This window comes from Streptomyces sp. NPDC057743, assembly GCF_042798755.1.
Classification (GTDB): Bacteria; Actinomycetota; Actinomycetes; order Streptomycetales; family Streptomycetaceae; genus Streptomyces.
In genome coordinates this window covers 70,275-93,701 of the sequence record NZ_JBHVJX010000005.1, presented here as the reverse complement: position 1 = coordinate 93,701, position 23,427 = coordinate 70,275, and the positions used below count along the sequence as shown (strand labels likewise).

Below are 23,427 nucleotides of genomic sequence, written 5' to 3'. Positions count from 1 at the left end.
GCGGCGCGGCCGCCCGATGAGTGGGGGCGCCATGACGTTCGTCGATGCCGCCGTACGGCTCCCTGATGAAGGTGGGAGCTGGCGCACGCTCCTCTTCCGCCGGACCAGGTGCCTGGAGCTGAACTGGGACGCGGGGATCCGCTACCTCGGCGAGATCACCGAGTACCGGAAGCAATGGCGGTCGCTGCGCAAGACCTCCTTCGCCCGGGACGTCGACGCGGCCGTGCAGTTGGCGGACGAGGGCGGCAGCTGGCGCACGTTGTTGTTCCAGGGGGACCAGTGCCTGGTGCTGAACTGGGACGGGGGCGTTCGGTTCCACGGAAAGATCATCGAACTCGGGGTGCAGTGGCGGGGGTTGGCGGGCACCGCGTTTGCTCAGGACATCGATGCGGCGGTGCGGTTGCCGGACGAGGGCGGTAGCTGGCGCACGATGTTGTTCCAAGGCAACCGCTGTCTGGTCCTGAACTGGGACGCGGGGATTCGCTACCACGGCAGGATCACCGACTTCAGCGGTCAGTGGAAGAACCTGCCGCCCAGCTTCTTCGGAAACTACGACGAGGCCGTCGAGATCTCCGACGAGGGCGGTAGTCGGCGAACCCTGCTGTTCAAGGGCGACGAGTGTCTGATGCTGAACTGGGACGCGGGTATTCGTTACCAGGGCCCAGTCAGTGAGTTCGGACCGGCGTGGCAGGAGGCCCACCGCGCGCTGTCCAGAACCCCGATCTTCGGGTAGGACGCATCCGGCAGGTCTGACGGACCGACGTCCCGGTCCTCGGCCGGTCCGTGCCGGGTCGGAGGCAGATGTCCCCGCTCCGTAAGGATTCCTCTGTTCCGGTGCGGTCTGGCGGCGGGTGGAATGGGGGCATGAAACTGAGGCTCTCTCCGCCGGAGTTCAGGGGCAGGCTGCACGATCCCCGCACTGCGACCGTGATCGGGCGGTGGCTGGGGTTGACCCTGCTGGTGTGCTTCGGCACCGGTCTGGTCAGTCATGTCATGCAGCATCCACCGGGGTGGTTGGCCAACAGCCTGCCGAGCCGTCCGTCGTGGGGATACCGGTTCAGTCAGGGGCTGCACGTCGCCTCCGGGATCGCGGCGCTTCCGTTGCTGTTGGCCAAGCTGTGGGCGGTGTATCCAAGGCTGTTCGCCTGGCCGCCGGTGCGGTCGGTCCGGCACGGGCTGGAGCGGCTGTCGGTGGCGGTGCTCGTGGCCGGGGCGGTCTTCGAGCTGGCGACCGGGCTGCTGAACACCGCCCAGTGGTACCCGTGGCCGTTCTCGTTCGTACCGGTGCACTTCGCGGTCGCCTGGCTGGTGGTCGGGGCGCTCGTCCTGCATCTTGCCGTCAAGGCGCCCGAGATCAGGGCGCATTGGAGCCGGCGGTCGACGGGAACGCTCGCGCTGCCGGCGGAGGACGGGCCCGACCGGCGTTCGCTGCTCGCCGGCGTGGCTGCGGCCGTCGGGACCGTCACGCTCACCACGGTCGGCCAGTCCGTCACGCCGCTGAAGGGCCTGATCCTGTTCGCGCCGCGCGATCCGGACCGCGGACCCCAGGGCCTGCCCGTCAATCGGACCGCCGCCGCGGCCGGCGTCGGCCGGGTCGTTGACGACGCGTACCGCCTGGTGGTGACTGGCCCGCGGCCGTACTCCCTGACCCTGGACGAGCTACGTGCCCTGCCCCAGCACGAGGTCGCGTTGCCGATTGCCTGTGTGGAGGGGTGGAGCAAGACGGCCCACTGGACCGGGGTGCGCGTCCGGGACCTGCTGGAGCGCGCGGGCGCGCCGTCGGACGCCCGGGTGCGGGTGGTCTCGCTCCAACTACGCGGCGGCTACCGGGTGTCGGAGATGGGCCGTCAGCACGCCCGCGACCCGCTGACGCTGCTCGCGCTCCGCCTGAACGGCGCGGAACTCGACCCCGACCATGGCTACCCGGCGCGGCTCATCGCGCCCAACCGCCCCGGAGTGTTGCAGACCAAGTGGGTGGCTCGGTTGGAGGTGCTGTCGTGAGGGCGGCGCGGCTCGTCGTGGGGGTGCTGGGTGCGGCGTTGTTGGGCGTGGGAGCGTGGCTGCTGCTCGACGACGTGCGTGAACTGGCGGGTGTGGCGGTCTGGTTGGCCGGGGCGGTCGTGCTGCATGACGCGGTCATCGCGCCGTTGGTGTTGCTCGCCGGGCTGGTGTTGGGGCGGGGTGGGTTGCGGGGTCCGGTGCGTGGGGCGTTGATCGTCGCGGGTGCGTTGACGGTGGTGGCGTTGCCGGTGTTGCTACGTCCCGGGCCGCCGGCCAATCCCTCGGTGCTGCCGTTGGACTATCCGCGTAACTGGCTGATGGCGGTCGGGGGCGTGGTTGCGGTGACGGCGGTGCTCGTGGCGGTCCCGCGGTGGATTGTGCGCAGGCGGCGGCGGTCATCGTCGTGAGGGTCCCTGGCCGACTCGCACGGGTGGGCGCCAAGGCGTCAGAAAGGCTTACGAACCCCTGACGGCTGCGCGTCCAGCGGCCCACGGGCGGGCCGGTAGCCCTACGGTCGGTGGCATGTTGATCCTGGTCACCGGAGGTGCGGGCTTCATCGGCTCGCAGATCGTCACCGCTCTCACCGGCGCCGGGCACGCGGTGCGCGTCCTGGACGCCCTGCTGCCCGCCGCGCACCAGTCGGCCCCGCCGATCCCGGAGGGGGTTGACTGGCGGCACGCGGACGTGCGGGATGCGGACGCCGTCGGCGAGGCCCTGCGCGGCGTGGACGCGGTCTGCCACCAGGCCGCGATGGTGGGGCTCGGCAAGGACTTCGCCGATGCCCCGGATTACGTGGGGTGCAACGACCTTGGTACGGCAGTGCTGTTGGCGGGGATGGCCGAGGCGCGGGTCCGGCGCCTGGTGCTGGCCGGCTCGATGGTGGTGTACGGCGAGGGGCGCTACGCGTGTTCCCGGCACGGTGTCGTACGGCCGGGGCCGCGCGAGGTGGCGTGCCTGGAGGCGGGGCGCTTCGAGCCACCCTGTCCGCGGTGCGGTGAGCCGCTGACGCCGGGGTTGGTGGACGAGGAAGCGCCGGCCGATCCGCGCAACGTGTACGCGGTCACGAAGCTGGCCCAGGAGCACCTGGCGGCGGCCTGGGCGCGGGCGACGGGCGGCAGGGCCGTGGCGCTGCGGTACCACAACGTGTACGGGCCGGGAATGCCGCGCGACACCCCGTACGCGGGCGTGGCATCCCTGTTCCGGTCCGCGCTCGCGCGGGGCGAGGCGCCGCGGGTGTTCGAGGACGGTGGCCAGCGGCGGGACTTCGTGCACGTGCGGGACGTGGCCGACGCCAACCGCGCCGCGCTGGACGGCCTGGAGGCCGGACCGGTGGCGGGCGGTGTGCGGGCCTACAACGTCGGCAGCGGGGAGCCGCACACGGTGGGGGAGATGGCGGCGGCCCTGGCCGCGTCGTACGGCGGCCCGGAGCCGGTGGTCACCGGGGAGTTCCGGCTCGGCGACGTCCGCCACATCACCGCCTCGTCCCGCAGGCTGCGCGACGAGTTGGGGTGGCGGGCCCGGGTCGGGTTCGAGGAGGGGATGACCGAGTTCGCGGCGGCGCCGTTGCGGGCCGGGGGAGTCCGGTCGGATGCGGTGGCGCACGCGCGGTAGCGAAAGCCCGGCCCCGCTCGATGAGTTGGGCCGGGCCTCGTTCCGGGACGGGTCGGGTTCCGGGTGGGCGTCAGGGCGCCGCAGGCAGATGGACCTCGAAGCGGCAGCCGCCTGGCACGTTGCACACCGCCGCGCGGCCCCGGTGGGCCTCGACGATGCCGCGCACGATGGCCAGTCCGAGCCCCGCCCCGGCGGGTGGGGTGCGGGCGTCGGTGCCGCGCCAGCCGGTGTCGAAGACCCGCGGGAGATCTTCGGGCGGGATGCCCCCGCAGCCGTCGGTCACCGCCAGTACGACCCGGTCGGCCTCCCGGCGGGCGGAGACCGCGACGGTGCCGTCCGCGGGGGTCCGGCGGATGGCGTTGACGAGGAGGTTGGCCAGGACGCGGGACATCTCGCGGCCGTCGACCTCGATCGGCACCTTCTCCACCGCGTCGCCCACCAGTCGCACCCCGTGTTCCCGGGCGAGCGCGTCGGCGCCCGCGAGCGCGTCGCCGACGAGGTCGTAGACGGACAGTCGGGTCGGGGTCAGGGCGAGGACGCCGGCCTGGATGCGGGAGAGTTCGAAGAGGTCGCTGACCATGTCGCTCATCCGCTCGACCTCGGTGCGGATGCGGGTGTGGTAGACGCGGGGGTCGTCGACCATGCCGTCCTCCAGGGCCTCGGTCATGGCCCGGAGCCCGGCCAGCGGGGTGCGTAGGTCGTGGGAGATCCAGGCAACCAGTTCGCGGCGGGACGACTCCAGGGCCTGCTCGCGTTCGCGGGAGGCGGTCAGCTTGGCGCTGGTGGCGGCCAACTGGCGGCTCAGTTCGGCGAGTTCGGCCGTTGGGGCGGTGGTGGGCGGGGTGAAACGGCCGTCGTCGCCGAGGGCGCGGGTGGCCTCGGCCAGCGCGCGGCTGCCCTTGACGACGCTCCGGCCGAGGAGCAGCGAGACGGCCAGGGACGCGACCGCGGCCATGGCGCACACCATCGTCACCACCCACAGGTCGTGCTCCGAGAGGAGCATCGCCCAGGAGACCAGGATCGTGCCGGCGAGCATCGCGGTGACCGTGACGGCGGCGACGACGGCCAGCGACAGGGCGACGGAGCGGTTGCGCAGCAGGAGTAGGGCCGCCGCGCCGGCCAGTCCGGCGACCGCCGCGCCGATGGCGGCGTACAGGGCGATGAGGAGGGTGTCACCGATCACGGCCGGCTCCCCGGTGGCTCGTTGCCTTGTTGTCCGTCCCGTCGGGCTCGGGAGGGTCGAAGCGGTAGCCGACGCCCCATACGGTGCTGATCAGGCGCGGGCGGGCCGGATCGTCCTCGATCTTCTCCCGCAGTCGTCGCACATGGACGGTGACGGTCGACAGGTCGCCGAACTCCCACCCCCACACCTCGCGCATCAGGTCCTCCCGGCTCGTCGCCCGTCCGGGGTTGCGCAGGAAGAACGTCAGCAGGTCGAACTCCCGGATGGTGAGGGGAAGTTCGGTTCCGTGACGAGTGGCGCGGCGGGCGGTGGGGTCCACCGAGAGGGGGCCGCTGTGCAACCAGCCCGCCGTGCTCCCGCCCCCGCCCCCGGTAGGCGACGACGCACCGGCCCGGCGGAGGACGGACTCCACGCGCAGCACCAGCTCGCGGGGGCTGAACGGCTTGGTGACGTAGTCGTCCGCGCCCACTTCCAGGCCGAGGATGCGGTCCTCCTCGTCGCCGCGCGCGGTCAGCATGATCACGGGGACCGGGCCGTCTTGGCGCATGCGGCGGCAGACTTCCAGGCCGTCCATGCCGGGCAGCATCAGGTCCAGTACCACCAGGTCGGGCGGCCGGGTCGAGGCGCGGGCGACGGCGGTGGGGCCGTCGGCGGCCACGTCGACGGCGAAGCCCGCCCGGTCCAGATACCCGGCGACGACCTCGGCGACGGTGGGATCGTCGTCCACCACGAGTACGCGTTTCACCCTTCGGAGTCTCGCACCATGCGCGGCGTGGGCGGGCGGTGGAGGTCGCGACGAGGGCCGATGTCATCGATCCGTAAGGAGTGGCGACGTCAGCCTTCCGTAAGGGAACCAAGTCCCTTTTGTCTGATTTGTGTTCGTAGGGTGAGTGAGGTGATCGAGACCTACCCTTCCTCGGACGCCGACACCGCGGCCGACGCCACACCGCAGCCCTGCGCCGCCCTCCCCGCGTCGACCCGGCCCGGGCTCGGACTCCCCGGCTCACCCTGGACGAACGACCCCTACGCCGACGCCCTACGCACCGGCCGCGGCCCGCTGTACCTGCGCCGCCTGGCGCCCGGCGCCGCCGGGGCGGGGGAGCTGCTCCCGTTGGACGTGGCGCGATGGTGCGCCGCCCCCGACGCCGCCGACATCGGCGTGCTGCTCCGCTGCGCCGGCCCCGTCCTGGACATCGGCTGCGGTCCTGGCCGCCTCGTAGCCGCCCTGGCCGGCCGCGGCGTACCGGTGTTGGGCGTGGACGTCAGCCCGGAGGCCGTCGCCCGCACCCGCCGCCTCGGCGGCACCGCCCTGCGCCGCTCCGTCTTCAACCGCCTTCCGCGCGAGGGCCGTTGGGGAACCGTGCTCCTGATGGATGGCAATGTCGGCATCGGTGGCGACCCGGTTGCCCTGCTCTCCCGACTGCGGGAGCTGGTCCGCCCCGGCGGTCGGCTACTGGTCGAGGCCGCCGAGGACGGCATCGACGAGCGCCTCCTCGTCCGCGTCGAGAACGCCCAGGGACGCCACGGCCGCCCCTTCCCCTGGGCCCGCATCGGCCCAACTGCCCTGCTGCAGAGGGCCGGTGTGGCCGGCTGGACCCTCACCGACCGCTGGACGAACGACAACCGCCACTTCCTCCAACTCCACCGCCCGAGCCCAACCCCCGACGAACTCCCCCTCGCCCCCGAACCGCGCCCCACGACGACCCCCCGAAGGGCCACCCGCCCATGACCGACCCCCGAAGGAAAGCGGTCGCCAGCACCGCCACGGTGCTCCTCCTGGCCGCCCTCGCCGCGACGATCGCCAACACGCTCCGCGCGGGCGACAACGTGAGCAACCCCGGCCGTCTGCTGGCCGGTTACGCGGTCACCTGGGCACTGTTCGCCGCCGCCGCGTGGACCATACGCAAGGTCCCCACCCGCGCCGCGACCGTTCTCGTCCTGCTCGGCGCGGTGGCCATCGCCCTGGCCGGCCTCGCGGCGCCCCCGCGCACGAGCAACGACATGTACCGCTACGCCTGGGACGGCCGCGTCCAGGCCGCCGGCATCTCCCCCTACGCCTACCCGCCCGCCGCTCCCGAGCTGACCCCACTACGCGACAGTTGGCTCTTCCCGACCTCAACCACGGCAACCCCCTCATCGCCCTCAACATCCTGCTCCGGCTGGGGACTTACCCACACCGACACCGGACTGTGCGTCCGCATCAACCGCCCCACCGTCCCCACCATCTACCCACCCGTAGCAGAGGGCTGGTATCTGGCGGTCCACGAACTCTCCCCAACCAACAGCCGCCACAAGCCACTTCAAATCGGCGGCGCAGTCCTCGCCCTCGCCACCACCCTCGCCCTGCTCACCGTCCTCCGGCGACGCGGCGACCCGGGCACGGCCGCGTCCCGGGCCGCGCTGTGGGCCTGGTGCCCGGCCGTGGCCTTCGAGGCCGTCAACAACGCCCATATCGACACGCTCGGCGTCCTGCTGACCGTGCTCGCGCTCGGCACCGCCACCGCCGGCACCCGTCGCGGCGCCCTGCTCGGTGCGGCGATCGCCGTCAAGATCCTGCCTGTTCTCGCCCTGCCCGGCGCCTTGTCAGGACAGCGCGGCCCGGCCCGCGTCCTGCGCGTCACGGCATCCGCCGCCGCGGCCGTCGCCCTCGCCTACCTGCCGTACGTACTCGCCTCCGGCGCCGGCGTCCTGGGCTACCTGCCCGGCTACCTCCACGAAGAGGGCTACGACCCCGGCGACGTCCGCCGCTTCGCCCTCCTGCGACTCCTGCTCCCCGACGCCGCCGCCGGCGCAACCGCGGCCGCAGCGCTGGGAGTTATCGCCCTGTACGTGTGGTGGCGCGGCGATCCCCAACGCCCTTGGCGCGGCGCCCTGTTGCTCACCGGCACCACGCTGCTCCTCCTCTCGCCCAACTACCCCTGGTACTCCCTCCTCGTCGTCGCCCTCGTGGCCCTGGACGGCCGTTGGGAATGGCTCACCCTCACCCTCGCCGGCACCGCCCTCTACCTGGCCGGCCGACTCCTGCCCGGCTTCCCCCTCCAGGCATGCGCATACGGCGCGGCGGGGCTTGCCGTCATCGTCGGCGCCTCCCTGCGCTCCTCCGCAACGCGCCGAGCTACCCGACGTCCAGAAGCGGGGAGCTCGACCTCACTAACGGTGAACCTCCCTAACTGAGCGGGCACTTGACGGTGAAAAGAGGTCGAGGATGGGTGGCGGACCCACCGCCGGCGCCGTGACCGCGAAGGCGACGACGACGGCGGCAGGCCCTGGTCATGCGCTGCTCCAGGAGAGCGCTAGGAGCGGACTCCGGCCGCGGCCAGGAGGCCGCCGAGGAGGTCGTCGACCTCGCTGACGGTGTCACCGACTTCGCTGGCGAGGTGGCCGACGAGGGTGTGGGGGACGCCATGGGGGGCCTGGCCGCCCGGGTCGGCCGGGAGCGGGGCGGCCTGAGCCGAGGTGGCGGGGAGGGCGCATGCGGTCAGGATCGCCGCAGCCGTTGCGACACGGGCAAGGGAACGCATATCCGTGATGTCTCCTTGAAGGGGGTGTCCGAGCAGCCGAGTTCGACCGCGCTCGGGCCTAGCTACCCCGACCGGGCCCACCAGCCCCGCCGTGGTGAGATCGACCTCAGCGGCCCGGTGCGCAGTGATGCAAACCAAGCCATGTCCCAACTCCCCCTGCGCGCCCACGACCTGGGCGAGTGCCCGCACCGCCCGCCGAATCCCCGGACGCAGATGTCCATTCCCGCATCGCTCCCGGAGGCGAACCGCCGCACCTAAACACAGCCGACTCACCCTGCCGGGTATCCCTGCCCAGTCCGCCGTCGCGGCGAGCCCGACGGGGTGCCCCCACTGCCGGCCGGACACCTTCGCCCCCCACCCGCATCCACCCATGCCCCGTGGTACTGGTCCATGGTCGCCCAACGAGCCGCCCCTCACGTTCTGATGAGAAGGGTGCGGGCGTGGGCGAGGAGGGCTTGCACGTCGCGACGTCTGCGGTGGGGGCGCAGGAGTTGTCGCATGGTCTGAAGGTGGTGTGCGGCGCGGCTGGAGCGGAGAGTGGGATAGTCATCGACGAAGTGCCGCCAGTGGGTGAGCGCCGCTTCGAGGTGTCCTTGGTGTAGTTGGATCTCGGCAAGGCGGGCGTGGGTCAGGGTGCCGGCGCGGGAGTGGTTGCGGCCGCGACTGGCTATGGACAGGTTCAGGGACTTGACGGCGTTGGTGTGGTCGCCCAGGGCCATGAGGGTGCCGGCGCGCTGGTAGTGGAGGCCGGCCACCGGGTAGGTGGAGAACGGGCCGGGTGGGCTGTCGTTGGTTTCGGTATGAAGTCGCTCGGCCAGGTTGAGGTAGGTCAGCGACTGGCGTCGATGGTGATGCAATTGCGCCTCGGCGACGGCGAGTTGGGCGAGCGTGTAGGAGCGGACGTTGTCGGGACCGCCTCGGGCCGCACCGGCGGCCTGCTCTGCCAGGCGGAGGGCGCTCGTCTGGTGGCCGAGGACCTGGGCATGGGAGGACATGGCCCGCAGGGCGATGCTGTAGGTCGACGCGTCCTGGCCGTCGGCGGCGAGCCTCGCACCCGTGCGGTGGTACTGCTGGGCGAGGGAGTCGGCGGCGGCGTCCGAACACATATTGCCGAGCAGGACGGTGAGTTGGGCGGCCTCGGACAGTAGCTGTCGGTGTATCCGCTCGCTCGACGGGGCTTGCAGCCAGGTGGTGACCTCAGTGGCCAGGTAGCAGGCAAGGGTGGCACGTGCATGCGCGCCGCCGAATAACTGGACGGTCCTGCCGAAGAATTCGGCAACGGAGTGGGCGGCGACTACCTTGGTATGCCCTACCTGTCGCCCCGCGACTCGGGAATCCGTCGCGGTGCGGCGTGATGTCTGAGACGCCTGAGGCCAGTCAGGCAGGTGGAGGTCGGCCAGGCTGTAGGCGCCGCCGGCGACCGTCTTGCCTCGGTGCGGGTCGAATTCGCTGCGGGTGAGGGCGGAGAGGGTGCGTACCGGATCAGCCTCCCACGAGGCGTGTGGCGGGGCCGGGGGAGCCATGGTCAGCCCGGCCTCGGCCACGGTGAGTGGCCTTTCGAGCCGGCGGGAGAGCGCTTCCAGGAGGTAGCTGGGGGTGGGTGGCCGCGGTTGGGTACCGGTAAGCCAGCGCGCCACCGTTGAGGGTGAGCAGGCAAGCTGGTCGCCGTGTTCGCGAGCCACGGACCGGATGGCGGCGGCGAGTTGAGGCGCCTTCCAGTCGGCCTCGCTTAGCAGCTGGGCTAAGTGGGCGTTGGGTACCTGAGGCATGAGGGTCCTTTACCGAAAAGGGTCAAGCCTTCCCACTCCTATGGCCTGCGCAACAGAGACGGTCTGACGGCCGTCTGGGTCGGGCCGCTCGGGTCGGTCTTTCGAGAATGGCGGAACGGCAATTCTTCTCCTTATCCGAGCTTCCATGCTATCCCAACTTCCTTGATATCCCTCGGTGTTGGGTGGTGCGGCCCGGGGCGCGTTCGCACGTGAAGGTGCTCCTGCGGCTGTGCGGAGCGGGGATGCTGCCGTGGTGAGAGGTGGGACCGACCTTGAGATTCACAAGCGCGCAAGGTTGCGTCGTGTGCACGGCACATGCGGGGTGGACGAGATTTGCCGGGTGTTCTGCGGCGGCATATCCGAACCATGGATGATCCCTACTTACGCTCCGGTCGCCCCAACATCAACGAACGAAACCGCATGCCGACTACCGCCGGTGTGGACTTGATCCTGCACGCGTGGTGCTTTTCGGGAGGCATCGCATGACGAAGCCCCTTGTCGTTGGCGTGGTGATTCCACTCAACACGCTGCGTCCAAGGGGCTTTGAGACAGGCTCTGTTTGCGCTTGTGTGTGCACTCAGTCCACGACGGATGCGCAGGTGGTCAGAGTGGCATGAGCCGGGTCCAGGGCGTTGGCCGTCTCGTGCCAGGCAACCGGATCGGACAGGCCGAGCATGGCGTGCATGGCGAGGTCGAGCGGGCACAGCTCTTGGACCTCGACGTTGTGGACGTGGGGTCCGTGCAGGAACTGCGACCGGTGAGGCGTGATGACCTCGTCGTAGCGGGTGGCGATGACGGTGTAGCGGACTCCGGGGAGGGTGTCGCCGCCGGCGTTGAGGTGCCGCAGCAGGGGAGAGCCGGTCTCCTGCTCGATCAGTCCCGGAGCCAGTTCGTACAGGCGCCTTTTGACGACGGGAGCGGCGTCGAGCAGCTTGGTCAGTCCGTGTGCGTCGGTGCCGCGGTTGTCGGGGGCCAGCCCGACCAGTGTGTGCACCCTGTGGCGGCCGCCGTAGTACTTCAGGTACACCCGCGGCATCATCCCGCCCTGTGAGTGCCCGACGATATCGACCCTCCGTGCCCCGGTCGCGGCCAGTACACGGTGGACGTACGCGGCGAGTTGGCGGGCCGAGGCGTGGATCGGGCCGAGGCCACCGACGAGGGGGAGGCCGGGCAGCTGGCCGTAGGTCAGGGAGAAGACGCAGTAGCCGCGCCGCACCAGGTAGGGGGCGAGGCCGAGCCAGTTGTTGACGGCGTTGCCGAAGGTGCCGTGGACGAGGACGACCGGGCGGGGATGCGCAGGCGAGGGCTTGCAGGAGAAGTCGTTCCAACCACGGCTGGTGGTGGCCGCCCACGGAGGGTGAGCTCGTTCGGCAGACGGTCGAAGGAGGGGCGCTCCCAAGGGCTCCTGGCGCAGGGGAGCGGTGGGCAGCGCGGGGCGGGGGAGCCCGAGGGGCTTGTGTAGGTGGGGTAGCGACGTGTGGGCAGCAGCGGGCGGGGTGGCGAGGCCCGCGGTCAGCGTGACCGCGGGGAGGGCGGCGAGAAGGCGTGCCCAACGTGGCTTCATGCAGTGTCCTTGCGGTGAGGGGCTCCCGGCACATCCGAGTGCAGTTCGTCTGTTTTCCGGATCGCAAGGGCCAACATGGTGATCGATCGGGAAGTTACGGTCGGTAGGCGGACTGCAGTAGCGGCATGGAGCAACGGGGCGACGTGCGGGGCGGGCCGGCGGTGCTGCCTCAGGCGTTCCCGGCGTGCGGGTGAGGCGTCGATGCCTGGCACTGCGGGCCGTCGACGGAGTGGTAAGCCCATTCCGTAACCAGCCTTCGACGCAAGGGAATTGGTCAGGACTGAGCCCCGGGAAAAACAGCGGCAGGGCCACGATCACTCTTGGTACGGTGCACCGATGTCAGCGATCAGGCAGGTCCAAGTCACCTTTGACTGCGCAGAGCCCGAACGTCTCGCTCGCTTCTGGTGCGAGGTGCTGGGGTACGTCGTACCGCCGCCACCGGAGGGGTTTGCCACCTGGGACGACTTCAAGCGTTCACAGCCACCTGAGCAGCGGGATTCCTGGTTCGCCTGCGTAGACCCCTCGGGTGTGGGCCCGCGGCTCTACTTCCAGCGCGTCCCCGAAGGGAAGACCGCCAAGAACCGGGTGCATCTCGATGTGCGGGTCGGCACCGGACTCGTGGGCGAGGAACGCCTCGCCGTACTGGAGGCCGAATGCGCACGGCTGGTCCCGCTCGGCGCGGTACATGTGCAAACGCTGTATGACGGCGAAGACTCGTGCATCCCGATGCTGGACATCGAGGGCAACGAATTCTGTATCGACTGAGCACGCATGGGGGAGCCGTCCCGTGATGACGAACGCCCTTTTCTGCAGCCGAACTTGAGGAACGAACCCGATCCGGACGAGGTTCTCTCAGCACGGCGGGAGGGGACGGAGCGCGTGCCAGCCCCGTCCCCTCCTCATCCCTCGACGTCCCCTCAGTCCTGGCGGCTGGTTACCTCGATGAGGTGGTAGCCGAACTGCGTCTGCACAGGCCCCTGAACGGTTCCGGTCGGTGCGGAAAAGACGACCGTGTCAAACTCCTTCACCATCTGTCCGGGACCAAAAGAACCGAGGTCACCACCCTGGCTGCTGGAAGGGCAGGTGGAGTTGGCCTTAGCGACCTCCCCGAAATCCGCTCCTGCCTCGATCTGCGCCTTCAGTTCGTTCGCCTTGGCTTCGCTGGGGACCAAGATGTGACGTGCGGTTGCCTTAGCCATTGCATTACACCCTTTCGAGTACGCATCCGTGCTGCGACGGGAGAGGCGCTTACGGGCCTCCGGGGCAGCTTTCGTGAGCAGCCAGGCTTGCAGCACATTCACAGGTGGTCAAACCAGGGTCCGTCGCGACTCGATGCGGGCCGCTGCCCCCGCTTCCGGGGCGTGGAAGGCCCGGCGCAGAAACGCGCGTTGCCGCGTGGCCGCGATGTGGGCCGTCCGTGGCAACGTGCCCTGCCAGCCACTTGCGCCTGCCGACCGGCCACCCGCACCACGGCAACAATCGCCCTGGTCAAGAGATAGGGACGCATCGGAACGGCAACGGCATTGGGAGGAACGAACGATGGAAAGTGCAGGACGTCTGGGGCGTAGAGCGCTGCTCGCCGGTGGTGCCCTCGCTCTCGCGGGGTGTTCATCGTTGCGGGAGACCCCGGCGGCGCTCAACGCTTCACCGGGGGCGACCCCGAGCACACCCGCCACGGCGTTCGAGCGGCTGATGGCAGGCAACAAGCGTTGGGTGAGCGGAACCCTCAACCACCCCGACCGGGATCCGAACCGGCGCCAGCTTGTTGCCCAGAAGCAGAAGCCCTTTGGGGCGGTCCTCGCGTGCATCGACTCCCGGGTGCCGCCCGAGCTACTCTTCGATACCGGCCTGGGTGATCTTTACGTGATGCGCACGGGCGGGGTGGCGGTCGGCCCGGTGGTCACCGGTTCCGCCGAGTACGGGCCCATGACCAGCGGCACTCCGCTCCTCGTGGTCCTCGGGCACCAGCGCTGCGGCGCGGTGAAGGCGGCGTACGACTCCCTCCGCGACGACAAGCCGCTGTCCGGCAACCTGCAGTCGATCGTCAAGGCGCTCCAGCCGGCGTACGAGCAGGCGGCGAAGGAGGGCGGCGCCGACCCGGCCGACGCCATGGCCCGTGCCCAGGTCAAGTTGACCGCCACCGATCTGCGTTCCAACAAGGATCTCGCCCCCCTGGCGCGCAAGGGCGCCCTAGCCGTGGTGGGCGCCTACTACTCGCTCGACACCGGCAAGGTGGAAGTCCTGACGGGCGCCCCTTCCTGAACCGGTCGCAAGTGAAGGCAGCGACGAGGCACGGGACGACCTCAGGCTATGCGGACGGCTTGAGGGCGTCGCAGGCATGGCGCACCTCTGGTGGGCGCGGCCTTCGACGGCACGCCCTCGTCGCGCTGGCCGGACAGGAAACGCAGCAGGTTGCGGCGGGTCAGCTGGTCGATGGTGCTGCCTGGCACGCCCGCAGCGCGTAGCCGGGGCAGGAACGAGTGGAACAGGTGGCCGTAGCCGGTTCCGCCGTAGCTGTTCAGGTAGGCGTAGCGGGAGATGTCGCAGGAGAGCAGGATCCGGTCGGCGTGTCCGCTGTCGAGCAGGGTGAGCAGGAGACGGAGGCGGACCGCGTCGTCCTGGTAGCTGTTCTTGCCGAGGGTGTCGAAGGCCACGTAGGCGCCTTCGGCGGCCAGGGCACGGTGAGTTGGCGAGTCGGTGAGCAGGTCCTGGTGGCCGATGGCGATCCGGTGGGGTGGCAGTCCCTGGTTGGTGAGGAGCTGGAGCTGAGCGAGGCCGCCGCGTCCGAGCGAGGCATGAGTCGCCACGGACAGTCCCGTGTGAACGGCGGCGCGGGCGGCGGCGGTGAGTGATCGGCGTTCCGGTGCGCTGGGTTGGTGGCCATGACTGCCGACCTCTCCGATCAGGCCGGGGCGTGTCTTCGACGGCCCGATGCCCTGCTCTGCATCACCGACCAGCGTGTCGGTCAGGAGTCCGATGTCCGCGGTGCGCAGGTCGGCGGGGTGGAACGCCTCGTGGTACCAGCCGGTGGCGGCCACCACGGCGATGTCGGCGGCCGTCGCGATACGCACCAGCGCGTCCACGTCGCGTCCCATGCCACGGCAGGTCTGGTCGACGATCAGAGCCAGCCCGAACTGCTCGCGGAGCAGGGAGAGTTCGGCCGCTACGGCGTCGGTGTGCCGACTGTCGAGTACGGCTTCCTGATCGCCCCCTCGACGTAGGTCGATGGCCAGGTGCTCGTGGGCGAGGGCCGGGCCGGCGACGGCCGAGGCGACGAGCGGGCCGGTGACGGTACGGATCGTGGGCGCGGGCCGGTCCTCGGGGTGGTGGCTCATCGGGCGAGCAGCGGGGCTGGTTCGGATGCCGGGAGCGACTCCAGCAGGGCGTCGGCGGCCCGGATCGTCGACCGGATCTCCTGGAGCAGCTTCGCCGGATGCTGCTCGTCCATGGCGCGGAGCCCGTCGCACCGCTCGATTCCGAAGCCGACGGTCTCGACGTGTACGGCGTGCGGCAGCGCGAGGGCGCGCAGGGCCTCGGCGATGTGCCGCTCGCAGCGTGCCGACGGTACCCGGATGGCCGGGCTATACCGGGCCTGCGCAGGCCGTCGGCGATAGCGTCGGTGGGAATCGATAGGCAACCGCGCACCTAAACGGCCGGGGGAGGGGCGGCGACCGAGCAGCAGAGGAGAGGTGAATGCCATGCGGGTCTCGGTACTCGCGGGCGTCGGCTCGCGACTGCCTGCGCGACAGGTGGCCAACGAGGAGGTCGCGGCGGAGATCGGCAAGCCCACGGAGTGGATATACACGCGTTCGGGCATCCGCTCCCGACATGTGGTGGAGGCCGGTGTCACCACCGGCGACCTCGCGGTCGAAGCGGGCCGGGCGGCGCTGCGTTCGGCGGGGGCCGACACCGTGGCAGCAGTCGTGGTGGCCACCACAACCCCGGACCGTGCCTGTCCCGCCACGGCACCGGCGGTCGCATCCCGGCTCGGTCTGGCGGGGGCGGCCGCCATGGACATACAGGCGGTGTGCGCGGGGTTCGTCTACGCGCTCGGTACCGCACAGGGGTTGATCGCGGCCGGCACGGCGGACAGCGTGCTGGTGATCGGGGCGGACGTGATGTCGCCGTTGCGGAACCCGGCCGACGCCGGTGTCTTCCCGCTCTTCGGCGACGGTGCCGGCGCCGTCGTGCTGCGGGCGGGACAGGCAGAGGAGCCAGGCGCGCTGGGCCCCACCGTGCTCGGAGCCGATGGCAGGGGCCAGGACCTGATCACCGTGCCTGGCGGCGGGTGCGAGGAGGCCGTCGGCGCCTGCGCGGCCCCCGCCAACCGCTACCTACAGCTGCGGGGGCGCGAGGTGTTCCTGCGGGCGGTGGAGTGCATGGAGGCGGCCTCCCGCCAAGCCCTGGACGTGGTCGGTTGGAAGGTCGACGAGGTGGATCGCGTGGTGCCGCACCAGGCCAATGCGCGGATCACCGCGATGCTCGGCGAGCAACTCGACATCGCGGCCGACCGGATCCTCGCCAACATCGAACACGTAGGCAACACCTCCGCGGCTTCCCTTCCCGTGCTGCTCGACCACGCCCACCGGGCAGGGGATCTCGCGCCGGGGCAGCGCGTGCTGCTGACCGCGTTCGGAGGGGGACTGGCCTGGGGTGCGACGACGCTTGTCTGGCCCTGCCTGGATCGCCCTACCTGACCACCATCGAGAAGCCAGGAAATGCCATGTACGAGATCCTCAGATGCATTCTCACCGACAAGTTCAAGGTCAAGCCGGAACTGATCCGGCCCGATGCCTCGATGCGAACGCTGGGCCTGGACTCCCTGTTCATGCTCGAACTCTCCCTCATCCTGCAGAAGAACCACGGGATCGACATGGAGCTCGACGATGTGCTCGCGGCAGGCACCCTGGAGGAACTCATGCGGGCGGCCGAACGGAAACCCCATGCCTCCGCCTGACGCAACTGCCGCTGCGGCAACCGGACTTCAGGCGGACGCGGAAGTTCAGATCGTTGACTTCGCCTACCAGGGCCACCGGTACACCGCCCGGGTAAACCGATGCCCCCAGGCGCGGACCGAACCCCTGCTGATCATCGGTGGCGTCCTCCAGAGCAAGGACACCTGGCGGCTGCACGAGATGGACATCGGCGCCTGGGCCACCACGGTGGTCATCGAAGTCCCCGGCTTCGGCGACGCCGACCCACTCCCGGTCCACCACGGCCTCGACTTCCTCGCCACGGCCGTGCGGCACGCCCTGCGCACCATGGCCATGCCCTCGGTGAACGTACTCGGCCACTCCTACGGCTCGCTGATCGGCTACCAACTGGCGTGCGACTACCCGGACCAGGTGGCACGGCTCGCCCTGGCCGGGCTGGGCAAGTCCGATCCCGAACAGCTCCACAACCAAGTCGAGGAGGTGGCCCAACTCCTCAAGGAGGGTGACTGGGACGCCATCGCCCACCGCGCGGTCGAAGCCATCACCCGCACCCCCGACAACTCCCGCACCGCCGGATCGGCGGCCCTCGACATGCTCGTCCGCCGCCAGTTCAACGCCATGCCGGTGCCCAAGGTGAAGCAGTACCTCGCCAACCTCGAACGCCTCCTGTACGCAAACGAACACCACGGTTTGTGGACGACAAGTCCGGTGGGCGAAACCCGACTTACCACCCCCACCCTGCTGTTCACCGGCGCCGGCGACACCATGGCGCCGCCGGACGACATCCGCTCCCTGGCCGAGTCCTTCGCCGATGCTCGCTTCACCACCATCCGCGACAGCGGCCACCTCGCCCCGTTCGAGCGCCGCAACGAGTGCATCGACCTGCTGCGCCGCTTCTTCACCGACGAGCTGTCCCAAACACCGGAGTACTGCAGCGCCATTGAGCGCAGCGGGCCCTGAGGCGGAGCCGGCCGGCCCTAAGCCGGGTGCTGCCGGTCATCGGCCGGTGAGCAGGTTGCGTACCCGGCGTCGACGGTGTGGCCCGGGCGTGCGGTTGTCGGCGTTGTCCGGGTCGTCGTCGGGCTCGTTGAGTACCGTCCAGCTCACGGCCGAGACCGCGGGCTCCAGGGAGAGGCGGCTGACGCCCTCTTCGAGGAGGCTGTCGTCGCGGCGTTCGGTGGTGACTTCGGCCGTGACGATCACTTTGCCCGTCGTTTCGGCGTCTTCGCTGCGGACGGAGCGGAGGAGGAAGCCGGGGCGGGTGACGGCCTGGACGACGAGGGTGCGGACGTGGGCTTCCTCGGGTTCGGTGCAGATCACTTCGAAGTGGTAGTCGGCGGCTACTTCGGCGCCGGCGCCGGCGCGTGTTCCGCGGTCCATTCCGCGTGCCAGCGGTCGCAGGAGGATGTTGGCGCCGACGACGCCCACGGTGCCCAGGGCGGCGACGATGTACAGGCCGGTGCCGGCGAGGGCGCCGACGGCGGCGGAGCACCAGAGGGTGGCGGCGGTGTTCAGGCCGCGCACGCTCAGTCCGTCGCGCATGATGACGCCGGCGCCGAGGAAGCCGATGCCGGAGACGATCTGTGCGGCCACCCGTGAGCCGTCGTAGCCGGTGGTGCTGGTCGCTGCCTGGAAGCCGTACTGGGAGAGGAGGACGAAGAGGGCGGATCCGCCGGCGACCAGCGCGTTGGTCCGCAGGCCCGCCATGCGGGCCCGCCACTGGCGCTCCAGGCCGATGATCGCGCCGAAGCCCAGGCCGGCCGCGATGTTGGCCGCCATGTGCCATTCGTTGAGCACGGCCATGATCCACCCTCTTCGTCTTGTGTGCGTTTGTTGTGTGTTGGGTTGTGGTGTTGTTGTCAGCCGCGCTTCGTCAGCCGCTTCGTCTTGTGGCCAACGGAGCCAACGGAGCTGTTACAGCCAGCTGTTGAACCGGCGGATGTACCAGGTCTTCACGCCGTGGGTGAGCAGGCAGTACGCCAGCAGGGTCCCGACCAGCCACGGGAAGTAGCCCATCGGCAGGGCCTGCAGGCCCAGCGCGGTGGCGAGCGGCGAGAACGGGATCGCGATGCCGACGGCCATGACCAGCGCGGTCATCAGCAGCACGGGCGCGGTGGCGCGGGACTGCACGAACGGGATCTTGCGGGTGCGCAGCATGTGCACGACCAGGGTCTGGGTCAGCAGGCCCTCGACGAACCAACCGGACTGGAAGAGCGACTGGTGTGCCTCGCTGTTGGCACCGAAGACGTGCCACATCAGCAGGAAGGTGGTGATGTCGAAGATCGAGCTGGTCGGTCCCAGGACGAGCATGAAGCGGCCGATACCCTTGGCGTCCCAGGTGCGCGGCTTGCGCAGGTACTCCTTGTCCATCCGGTCCCAGGGAGTGGCCAGTTGGGAGATGTCGTAGGCGAGGTTCTGGACGAGCAGTTGTATGGCCAGCATCGGCTGGAAGGGGATGAAGGCGGAGGCGACCAGTACGGAGAAGACGTTCCCGAAGTTCGAGGAGGCCGTCATCTTGATGTACTTGATGGTGTTGCCGAAGGTCTGGCGCCCCTGGAGCACGCCCTGTTCGAGGACGGTGAGGTCCTTCTCCAGCAGGATGATGTCGGCGGACTCCTTGGCGATGTCGACGGCGGTGTCGACGGAGATGCCGACGTCGGACTCGCGCAGGGCCGCGGCGTCGTTGATGCCGTCGCCGAGGAAGCCGACGGTGTGCCCCTCGGCCTGGAGGGCGCGGACGATGCGGGCCTTCTGCACCGGGTTGGTCTTGGCGAACACCGTGGTGGCGCGGACCAGTTGGCGCAGTTCGGTGTCGTCCAGGGCGTCGATCACCGAGCCGGTGATGACGTGGCCGACGTCGATGCCGACGTCCGCACAGACGCGGGCGGCGACGAGTTCGTTGTCGCCGGTGACGACCTTGACGGTCACGCCGTTGTCGGACAGCGCGCGCAGTGCCTGGGCAGCGTCCTGCTTGGGCGGGTCGAGGAAGGCGAGGAAGCCGATCAGCGTCAGCTCGTCCTCGTCCGCGACGGTGTAGGTCTGGCGCTCGGCGGCCAACGTGCGGGTGGCGACGGCCAGTACGCGCAGGCCCTGTCGGTTGTGATCCTCGGCGGTGCGGGTGACGGTGCGGCGCAGCTCGTCGGTGAGCTCGACCCGCTCGCCGCCGTCCGTCATGTGCGTGCACAGCGCGAGGACTTCCTCGACGGCTCCCTTGGTGATGACGATGTGCTCGCCGGCGCCCGTCTGGTCGGTGAGGTCGTTGCGGCGCAGGACCACCGACATCCGGCGGCGCGCGAAGTCGAAGGGGATCTCGTCGACCATCGTGAAGCGGGCGTCGACGACAACCTCCTCGGCTTCGAGCACCCGGTCGATGACTGCCTGGTCCATCAGGTTGCGCAGACCGGTCTGGAAGTGGCTGTTGAGGTAGGCGTACTCCAGGACCTCCATGTCCTGCTGGCCGTGGACGTCCAGGTAGCGGTCGAGGACGATGCGGTCCTCGGTGAGGGTGCCGGTCTTGTCGGTGCACAGCACGTCCATGGCACCGAGGTTCTGGATGGCGTTGAGGCGCTTGACGACGACCTTGCGCTTGGCCATCGTGACGGCGCCGCGCGCGAGGTTGGTGGTGACCACCATCGGCAGCATCTCGGGGGTGAGCCCGACCGCGACGGCGATCGAGAAGCTGAACGCCTCGACCCAGTCGCCCTTGGTGAACCCGTTGATCGCCAGGACGATGGGGACCATGACGAGCATGAAGCGGATCAGCAGGAAGCTGACCTTCTTCACACCGGCGTCGAAGCTGGTCTGCGGGCGCTCGCCGACGAGCGAGCCGGCCATCGAACCGAAGTAGGTGTCCGCACCGGTGGCGACGACGACGCCGGTGGCGCTGCCGGAGGTGACCGAGGTGCCCATCAGGCACAGGTTGTCGGCCTCGACCGGGTCGGTGGTGGTGTGCTGGCCGTCGTCACGGTTACGGGTGTCCGCCTTGGCGACGGGCAGCGACTCGCCGGACAGCGCGGCCTGGCTGACCATCAGGTCCTTGGCGGTCAGCAGCCGCAGGTCGGCGGGGACCAGGTCGCCGGCGGCCAGTCGCACGATGTCGCCGGGGACGACCTGCTCCATCGGGATCTCTACGGTGCGCGGCTCGGAGCCGTCGCCGGCGCGGCGCTGCACGGCCGTGGTGGTGGTGACCAGCGCCCGCAAGGCGGCGGCCGAGCGGCCCGAACGGTACTCCTGCCAGAACCGCAGCACGCCGCTGACCAGCACCATCGTGCCGAGGATGGCGATGCCCGGGTCGAAGGGCTCGTCGGCCGGGGCCTGCAGCCACTGCCAGGCCATGACGGCGTCGAGCGCGACGAGGACCAGGATGAAGGGGTTCCAGAACGCCTTGGCGAGCTGGACGAAGAAGCGCGGTGCACGCTCCTGGGCGACGGCGTTGGCACCGAAGCGCTCCAGGCGCTCGGCGGCCTCGTCCTGCCGCAGGCCGTGCTCGGTGGCGTCGGTGTTGCGCAGCACCTGCGTCGCGGGCGAGGAGCTGAAGCCGACCAGGCGCTCGCCGACGGTGCGGGTGCGCGCCTCCAACTCGGCGGCCTTGCGGTCACGGCGGTTGCGGCCCGGCGGGGCCAGCTTGGTCGGGGTGAGGGTGGTGTTGGTCATGGCGGAACCTCTCTCCGGGCATGACGGCAGGGCGGAGCGGCGTCACGGCAGCGCGGCCGAACCGTTTACGCGGAAAGTCGAATGGAGAGGCGGGTGGGCCGAAAGTCCCGGAAAGGCGGGACGAAAGTATGGAAGCCCGGTCGCCTAAAGGAATGAGAAGAGCCCTGCGAAATACGCATCGCAAAAGGCCGGGCCGGCGAAGAAGAGGGCCGGCCAGGAAAGGGGAAATACGCGCGACAGCGCCAAGCGCCAAGGGCGCCGGGGATCAGATCAGAGAACGATCAGCAAGAGAGCACGCTGAAGCGAGGACTTCCCTCGGGACTCCGACTGGTCATCCCGATCACCTCCTCGCTCGTACGGAACAGCGCCGGTGCCGCACGGCGTCCACGCCGCGGAGTGCACAGAAAAACCGCGCAGAAGCGCGGGCCTGCACGGCACCTTTCGCCGTTAAGCATGCCATAGGTTTGCGGAGCGTCAAGGCGGAGTGTTAACGGGAGGTAAATTGCCGTTTTTGGATCTTCGGATCTCGTTCGCCCTCGACTTCGCGCTCGACGGATAAATCTCGTTCAAGCTTCGCGGGCGCGCTCATCGGCTCCGTCGTACCCATGGCGTAGACCACCTCCGTCACGCGATACTGCAGCGGTCCGACAGTGTGCGCGCCCCCACAGCGACGGAAGGTCCCCAAGTCCCTTGAATTCCCTACGTGTTCGGATCGGCATCCTCGGTATGGTCCTGCTGGCGGGGTTGGCGGTACCCACGACCGCGGCGACGGCTCAGGGTGCTTCGACCCCGACCGCCGAGGAACGGCGCCTCGACAGGGCGGCGCCGCAGCAGATACTGCGACGCTCCGGATTCGACTCCGTGGCCTCGGACTTCGTCCACGACCTGGCCCGGGCGCACGCCTTCGAGCGGGCCCGCGGCCTCGTCGTACGGGACGGTACGGCGCTGTGGCGGCGCGCCGTCGACTGGGCGCAGGGGCGGGGCTCCGCGAGCGGCGACCTCGGCCGGGACGATGACCGACCGCTGTACTGGGCGCGGCTCGGGATGACGCGGGCCGTGCGCACGTGGGAGCCGGGTTTCGGGCTCAGCGACACGCAACGCTCCGCCCTGCTGGACCAGTTGGAGCGGACCTCCCGCGGCCAGACCGATATCCGCTACCCGTCGCGCGCCACGGGCATCAAGCGCATTCTCGTCACCGGCTTCGACCCGTTCACGCTGGACAAGGACAGCAGGATCTCCAACCCGTCCGGGGCCGCCGCACTCGCTCTTGACGGGACGGTGATCCAGACCAACTCCGGTCCGGCCCGCATCGAGGCCGTCACGTTCCCGGTGCGCTGGCAGGACTTCGCCAAGGGGACGGTGGAGCGGACGCTGGCGCCGTACCTGCCGAAGGTCGACCTGTACACGACGGTCAGCCAGGGCCGGGTGGGCCGCTTCGACGTCGAGCGGACGAACGGGGCCTGGCGCGGGGGCTACCCCGACAACGACAACATCAGCAGCACCGGGACCGTCCCGGTCGCCACCCCGGCCGCACAGCCGCAGTGGACGTCAACCACCCTTCCCTACAAGGCGATGGTGACCGCGCGCACCGGCCGGTTCCCGGGCTACGACCACACCGAGGTCACAGAGATCCCGGCCGGGAGCACCGAACCCGTCGTACGCCCCGACGGCCCCACCCCGGGCTCCACGGCCCGTGAGGGCGGCGGCGGCAACTACCTCTCCAACGAGATCGCCTACCGCGCGACCCTGCTGCGCGACCGACTGGGCCTGCACGACAGGCTGCCAGGCGGGCACCTGCACACACCGGTGCTCCAGTTCGGCGCTGGCAACACCGATCCGGCGACCGGCACGATCACGGACCCGCAGTTCGTGCAGAACCGGCTGGACATCGTCGCGCAGCTCCGCGCGATTCTGACGGTGGCGGCGAATGCGGAAAATGCGGCGAATGCGGAGAGTGCGGCGCTGAAGTGACCGCGTACGCGCCGGCGTTCAGATGGCTGACCCGATGGGTAGCGCGTACCGGCCGAGCCTGACGGAGCAACTCGCCGAGCGCGGCGGCCGGTTCGGAGGGGGGCGGGACTGCGCCTTTACAGGTGAAGTCCCGCCCCTGCAGCATGGAAGCAAGGTCGGATGGGCAAGTCCGCGGTGTCAGCGGCGAGAGCGGATGGCCCGACCGATGGCTCTTCGGCCC

The 23,427-nt window shown here is 70.1% G+C and carries 22 protein-coding genes; 12 read left to right on the top strand and 10 right to left on the bottom strand.

The features are described from left to right. The first annotated feature begins 31 nt into the window (after positions 1-31). The 4 genes from ACFVFQ_RS07275 (at position 32) to ACFVFQ_RS07260 (ending at position 3,612) form a co-directional block, all read left to right on the top strand. Positions 32-733, top strand: coding sequence for a hypothetical protein (locus ACFVFQ_RS07275; RefSeq protein ID WP_383410190.1), 702 nt, complete (start codon positions 32-34; stop codon positions 731-733). 131 nt (positions 734-864) lie between these two features. Then, a complete protein-coding gene (locus tag ACFVFQ_RS07270) occupies positions 865-2,001 on the top strand; it encodes a molybdopterin-dependent oxidoreductase (RefSeq protein WP_383410187.1) in 1,137 nt (378 codons plus the stop codon). Further along, complete coding sequence (locus ACFVFQ_RS07265; RefSeq protein ID WP_383410184.1) at positions 1,998-2,408, top strand: hypothetical protein; 411 nt, start codon at positions 1,998-2,000, stop codon at positions 2,406-2,408. The genes ACFVFQ_RS07270 and ACFVFQ_RS07265 overlap by 4 nt, the downstream gene beginning before the upstream one ends. Positions 2,409-2,523: 115 nt before the next feature. Beyond that, a complete protein-coding gene (locus tag ACFVFQ_RS07260; protein ID WP_383410181.1) occupies positions 2,524-3,612 on the top strand; it encodes an NAD-dependent epimerase/dehydratase family protein in 1,089 nt (362 codons plus the stop codon). 70 nt (positions 3,613-3,682) lie between these two features. Here ACFVFQ_RS07260 and ACFVFQ_RS07255 read toward each other — a convergent pair whose 3' ends face one another. Both ACFVFQ_RS07255 and ACFVFQ_RS07250 read right to left on the bottom strand, forming a co-directional pair. Then, entirely contained in the window at positions 3,683-4,795 is a 1,113-nt protein-coding gene (locus ACFVFQ_RS07255) for a sensor histidine kinase (protein ID WP_383410178.1), read from the bottom strand. Then, positions 4,785-5,540, bottom strand: coding sequence for a response regulator transcription factor (locus ACFVFQ_RS07250; RefSeq protein WP_383410175.1), 756 nt, complete (start codon positions 5,538-5,540; stop codon positions 4,785-4,787). Before ACFVFQ_RS07250 ends, ACFVFQ_RS07255 begins: the two co-directional genes overlap by 11 nt. Positions 5,541-5,690: 150 nt before the next feature. On the opposite strand from ACFVFQ_RS07250, the gene ACFVFQ_RS07245 reads away from it, so the two are divergent. Further along, complete coding sequence (locus ACFVFQ_RS07245; RefSeq protein WP_383410170.1) at positions 5,691-6,524, top strand: class I SAM-dependent methyltransferase; 834 nt, start codon at positions 5,691-5,693, stop codon at positions 6,522-6,524. Beyond that, positions 6,521-7,969, top strand: a complete 1,449-nt coding sequence (locus tag ACFVFQ_RS07240) for a glycosyltransferase 87 family protein (RefSeq protein ID WP_383410163.1) — start codon at positions 6,521-6,523, stop codon at positions 7,967-7,969. Before ACFVFQ_RS07245 ends, ACFVFQ_RS07240 begins: the two co-directional genes overlap by 4 nt. A gap of 119 nt (positions 7,970-8,088) precedes the next feature. On the opposite strand, the gene ACFVFQ_RS07235 is transcribed toward ACFVFQ_RS07240, so the two are convergent. The 3 genes from ACFVFQ_RS07235 to ACFVFQ_RS07225 form a co-directional block, all read right to left on the bottom strand. Continuing rightward, positions 8,089-8,316: a hypothetical protein gene (locus tag ACFVFQ_RS07235; protein WP_383410156.1), complete on the bottom strand. Its 228-nt coding sequence runs from the start codon at positions 8,314-8,316 to the stop codon at positions 8,089-8,091. Between the two features lie 413 nt (positions 8,317-8,729). Next, positions 8,730-10,085, bottom strand: a complete 1,356-nt coding sequence (locus ACFVFQ_RS07230) for a hypothetical protein (protein WP_383410154.1) — start codon at positions 10,083-10,085, stop codon at positions 8,730-8,732. Between the two features lie 577 nt (positions 10,086-10,662). After that, the gene (locus ACFVFQ_RS07225; protein ID WP_383410151.1) at positions 10,663-11,649 is read right to left on the bottom strand and encodes an esterase/lipase family protein; all 987 of its coding nucleotides are present in this window, start codon (positions 11,647-11,649) and stop codon (positions 10,663-10,665) included. A 336-nt stretch (positions 11,650-11,985) separates the two neighbouring features. On the opposite strand from ACFVFQ_RS07225, the gene ACFVFQ_RS07220 reads away from it, so the two are divergent. After that, positions 11,986-12,414 (top strand): VOC family protein, encoded by a 429-nt coding sequence (locus tag ACFVFQ_RS07220; protein WP_383410148.1) that lies wholly within the window; start codon positions 11,986-11,988, stop codon positions 12,412-12,414. 152 nt (positions 12,415-12,566) lie between these two features. On the opposite strand, the gene ACFVFQ_RS07215 is transcribed toward ACFVFQ_RS07220, so the two are convergent. After that, complete coding sequence (locus tag ACFVFQ_RS07215) at positions 12,567-12,848, bottom strand: peptidylprolyl isomerase (RefSeq protein WP_383410145.1); 282 nt, start codon at positions 12,846-12,848, stop codon at positions 12,567-12,569. A 514-nt stretch (positions 12,849-13,362) separates the two neighbouring features. On the opposite strand from ACFVFQ_RS07215, the gene ACFVFQ_RS07210 reads away from it, so the two are divergent. Next, complete coding sequence (locus ACFVFQ_RS07210) at positions 13,363-13,911, top strand: carbonic anhydrase (RefSeq protein ID WP_383410142.1); 549 nt, start codon at positions 13,363-13,365, stop codon at positions 13,909-13,911. Positions 13,912-13,952: 41 nt separating this feature from the next. On the opposite strand, the gene ACFVFQ_RS07205 is transcribed toward ACFVFQ_RS07210, so the two are convergent. Beyond that, positions 13,953-14,984, bottom strand: coding sequence for a phosphotriesterase (locus ACFVFQ_RS07205; RefSeq protein WP_383410139.1), 1,032 nt, complete (start codon positions 14,982-14,984; stop codon positions 13,953-13,955). Further along, positions 14,981-15,286, bottom strand: a complete 306-nt coding sequence (locus ACFVFQ_RS07200) for a hypothetical protein (protein WP_383410137.1) — start codon at positions 15,284-15,286, stop codon at positions 14,981-14,983. The genes ACFVFQ_RS07205 and ACFVFQ_RS07200 overlap by 4 nt, the downstream gene beginning before the upstream one ends. 61 nt (positions 15,287-15,347) lie before the next feature. On the opposite strand from ACFVFQ_RS07200, the gene ACFVFQ_RS07195 reads away from it, so the two are divergent. From ACFVFQ_RS07195 to ACFVFQ_RS07185, 3 genes are read left to right on the top strand one after another with little or no spacing between them, the layout of a single operon-like run. Further along, complete coding sequence (locus tag ACFVFQ_RS07195) at positions 15,348-16,346, top strand: beta-ketoacyl-ACP synthase 3 (protein WP_383410134.1); 999 nt, start codon at positions 15,348-15,350, stop codon at positions 16,344-16,346. A gap of 26 nt (positions 16,347-16,372) precedes the next feature. Continuing rightward, positions 16,373-16,606, top strand: a complete 234-nt coding sequence (locus tag ACFVFQ_RS07190; protein WP_383410128.1) for an acyl carrier protein — start codon at positions 16,373-16,375, stop codon at positions 16,604-16,606. Further along, positions 16,593-17,543 (top strand): alpha/beta fold hydrolase, encoded by a 951-nt coding sequence (locus ACFVFQ_RS07185; RefSeq protein WP_383410125.1) that lies wholly within the window; start codon positions 16,593-16,595, stop codon positions 17,541-17,543. The genes ACFVFQ_RS07190 and ACFVFQ_RS07185 overlap by 14 nt, the downstream gene beginning before the upstream one ends. Positions 17,544-17,579: 36 nt before the next feature. Here the strand turns inward: ACFVFQ_RS07185 and ACFVFQ_RS07180 are convergent, their stop codons facing one another. Further along, complete coding sequence (locus ACFVFQ_RS07180; protein ID WP_383410121.1) at positions 17,580-18,386, bottom strand: MgtC/SapB family protein; 807 nt, start codon at positions 18,384-18,386, stop codon at positions 17,580-17,582. 111 nt (positions 18,387-18,497) lie between these two features. Further along, a complete protein-coding gene (mgtA, locus tag ACFVFQ_RS07175; RefSeq protein WP_383410118.1) occupies positions 18,498-21,236 on the bottom strand; it encodes a magnesium-translocating P-type ATPase in 2,739 nt (912 codons plus the stop codon). Positions 21,237-21,926: 690 nt separating this feature from the next. Here mgtA and ACFVFQ_RS07170 point away from each other — a divergent pair. Continuing rightward, complete coding sequence (locus tag ACFVFQ_RS07170) at positions 21,927-23,207, top strand: pyroglutamyl peptidase (protein WP_383410115.1); 1,281 nt, start codon at positions 21,927-21,929, stop codon at positions 23,205-23,207. The last annotated feature ends 220 nt before the right edge of the window (positions 23,208-23,427 follow it).

Coding starts and splice junctions, on each gene's coding strand:
- ACFVFQ_RS07205 (WP_383410139.1), bottom strand. CDS start 14,984: ATGAGCCACCACCCCGAGGACCGGCCCGCGCCCACGATCCGTACCGTC.
- ACFVFQ_RS07220 (WP_383410148.1), top strand. CDS start 11,986: ATGTCAGCGATCAGGCAGGTCCAAGTCACCTTTGACTGCGCAGAGCCC.
- ACFVFQ_RS07180 (WP_383410121.1), bottom strand. CDS start 18,386: ATGGCCGTGCTCAACGAATGGCACATGGCGGCCAACATCGCGGCCGGC.
- ACFVFQ_RS07270 (WP_383410187.1), top strand. CDS start 865: ATGAAACTGAGGCTCTCTCCGCCGGAGTTCAGGGGCAGGCTGCACGAT.
- ACFVFQ_RS07235 (WP_383410156.1), bottom strand. CDS start 8,316: ATGCGTTCCCTTGCCCGTGTCGCAACGGCTGCGGCGATCCTGACCGCA.
- ACFVFQ_RS07230 (WP_383410154.1), bottom strand. CDS start 10,085: ATGCCTCAGGTACCCAACGCCCACTTAGCCCAGCTGCTAAGCGAGGCC.
- ACFVFQ_RS07225 (WP_383410151.1), bottom strand. CDS start 11,649: ATGAAGCCACGTTGGGCACGCCTTCTCGCCGCCCTCCCCGCGGTCACG.
- ACFVFQ_RS07240 (WP_383410163.1), top strand. CDS start 6,521: ATGACCGACCCCCGAAGGAAAGCGGTCGCCAGCACCGCCACGGTGCTC.
- ACFVFQ_RS07195 (WP_383410134.1), top strand. CDS start 15,348: ATGCGGGTCTCGGTACTCGCGGGCGTCGGCTCGCGACTGCCTGCGCGA.
- ACFVFQ_RS07275 (WP_383410190.1), top strand. CDS start 32: ATGACGTTCGTCGATGCCGCCGTACGGCTCCCTGATGAAGGTGGGAGC.
- ACFVFQ_RS07215 (WP_383410145.1), bottom strand. CDS start 12,848: ATGGCTAAGGCAACCGCACGTCACATCTTGGTCCCCAGCGAAGCCAAG.
- ACFVFQ_RS07190 (WP_383410128.1), top strand. CDS start 16,373: ATGTACGAGATCCTCAGATGCATTCTCACCGACAAGTTCAAGGTCAAG.
- ACFVFQ_RS07260 (WP_383410181.1), top strand. CDS start 2,524: ATGTTGATCCTGGTCACCGGAGGTGCGGGCTTCATCGGCTCGCAGATC.
- mgtA (WP_383410118.1), bottom strand. CDS start 21,236: ATGACCAACACCACCCTCACCCCGACCAAGCTGGCCCCGCCGGGCCGC.
- ACFVFQ_RS07185 (WP_383410125.1), top strand. CDS start 16,593: ATGCCTCCGCCTGACGCAACTGCCGCTGCGGCAACCGGACTTCAGGCG.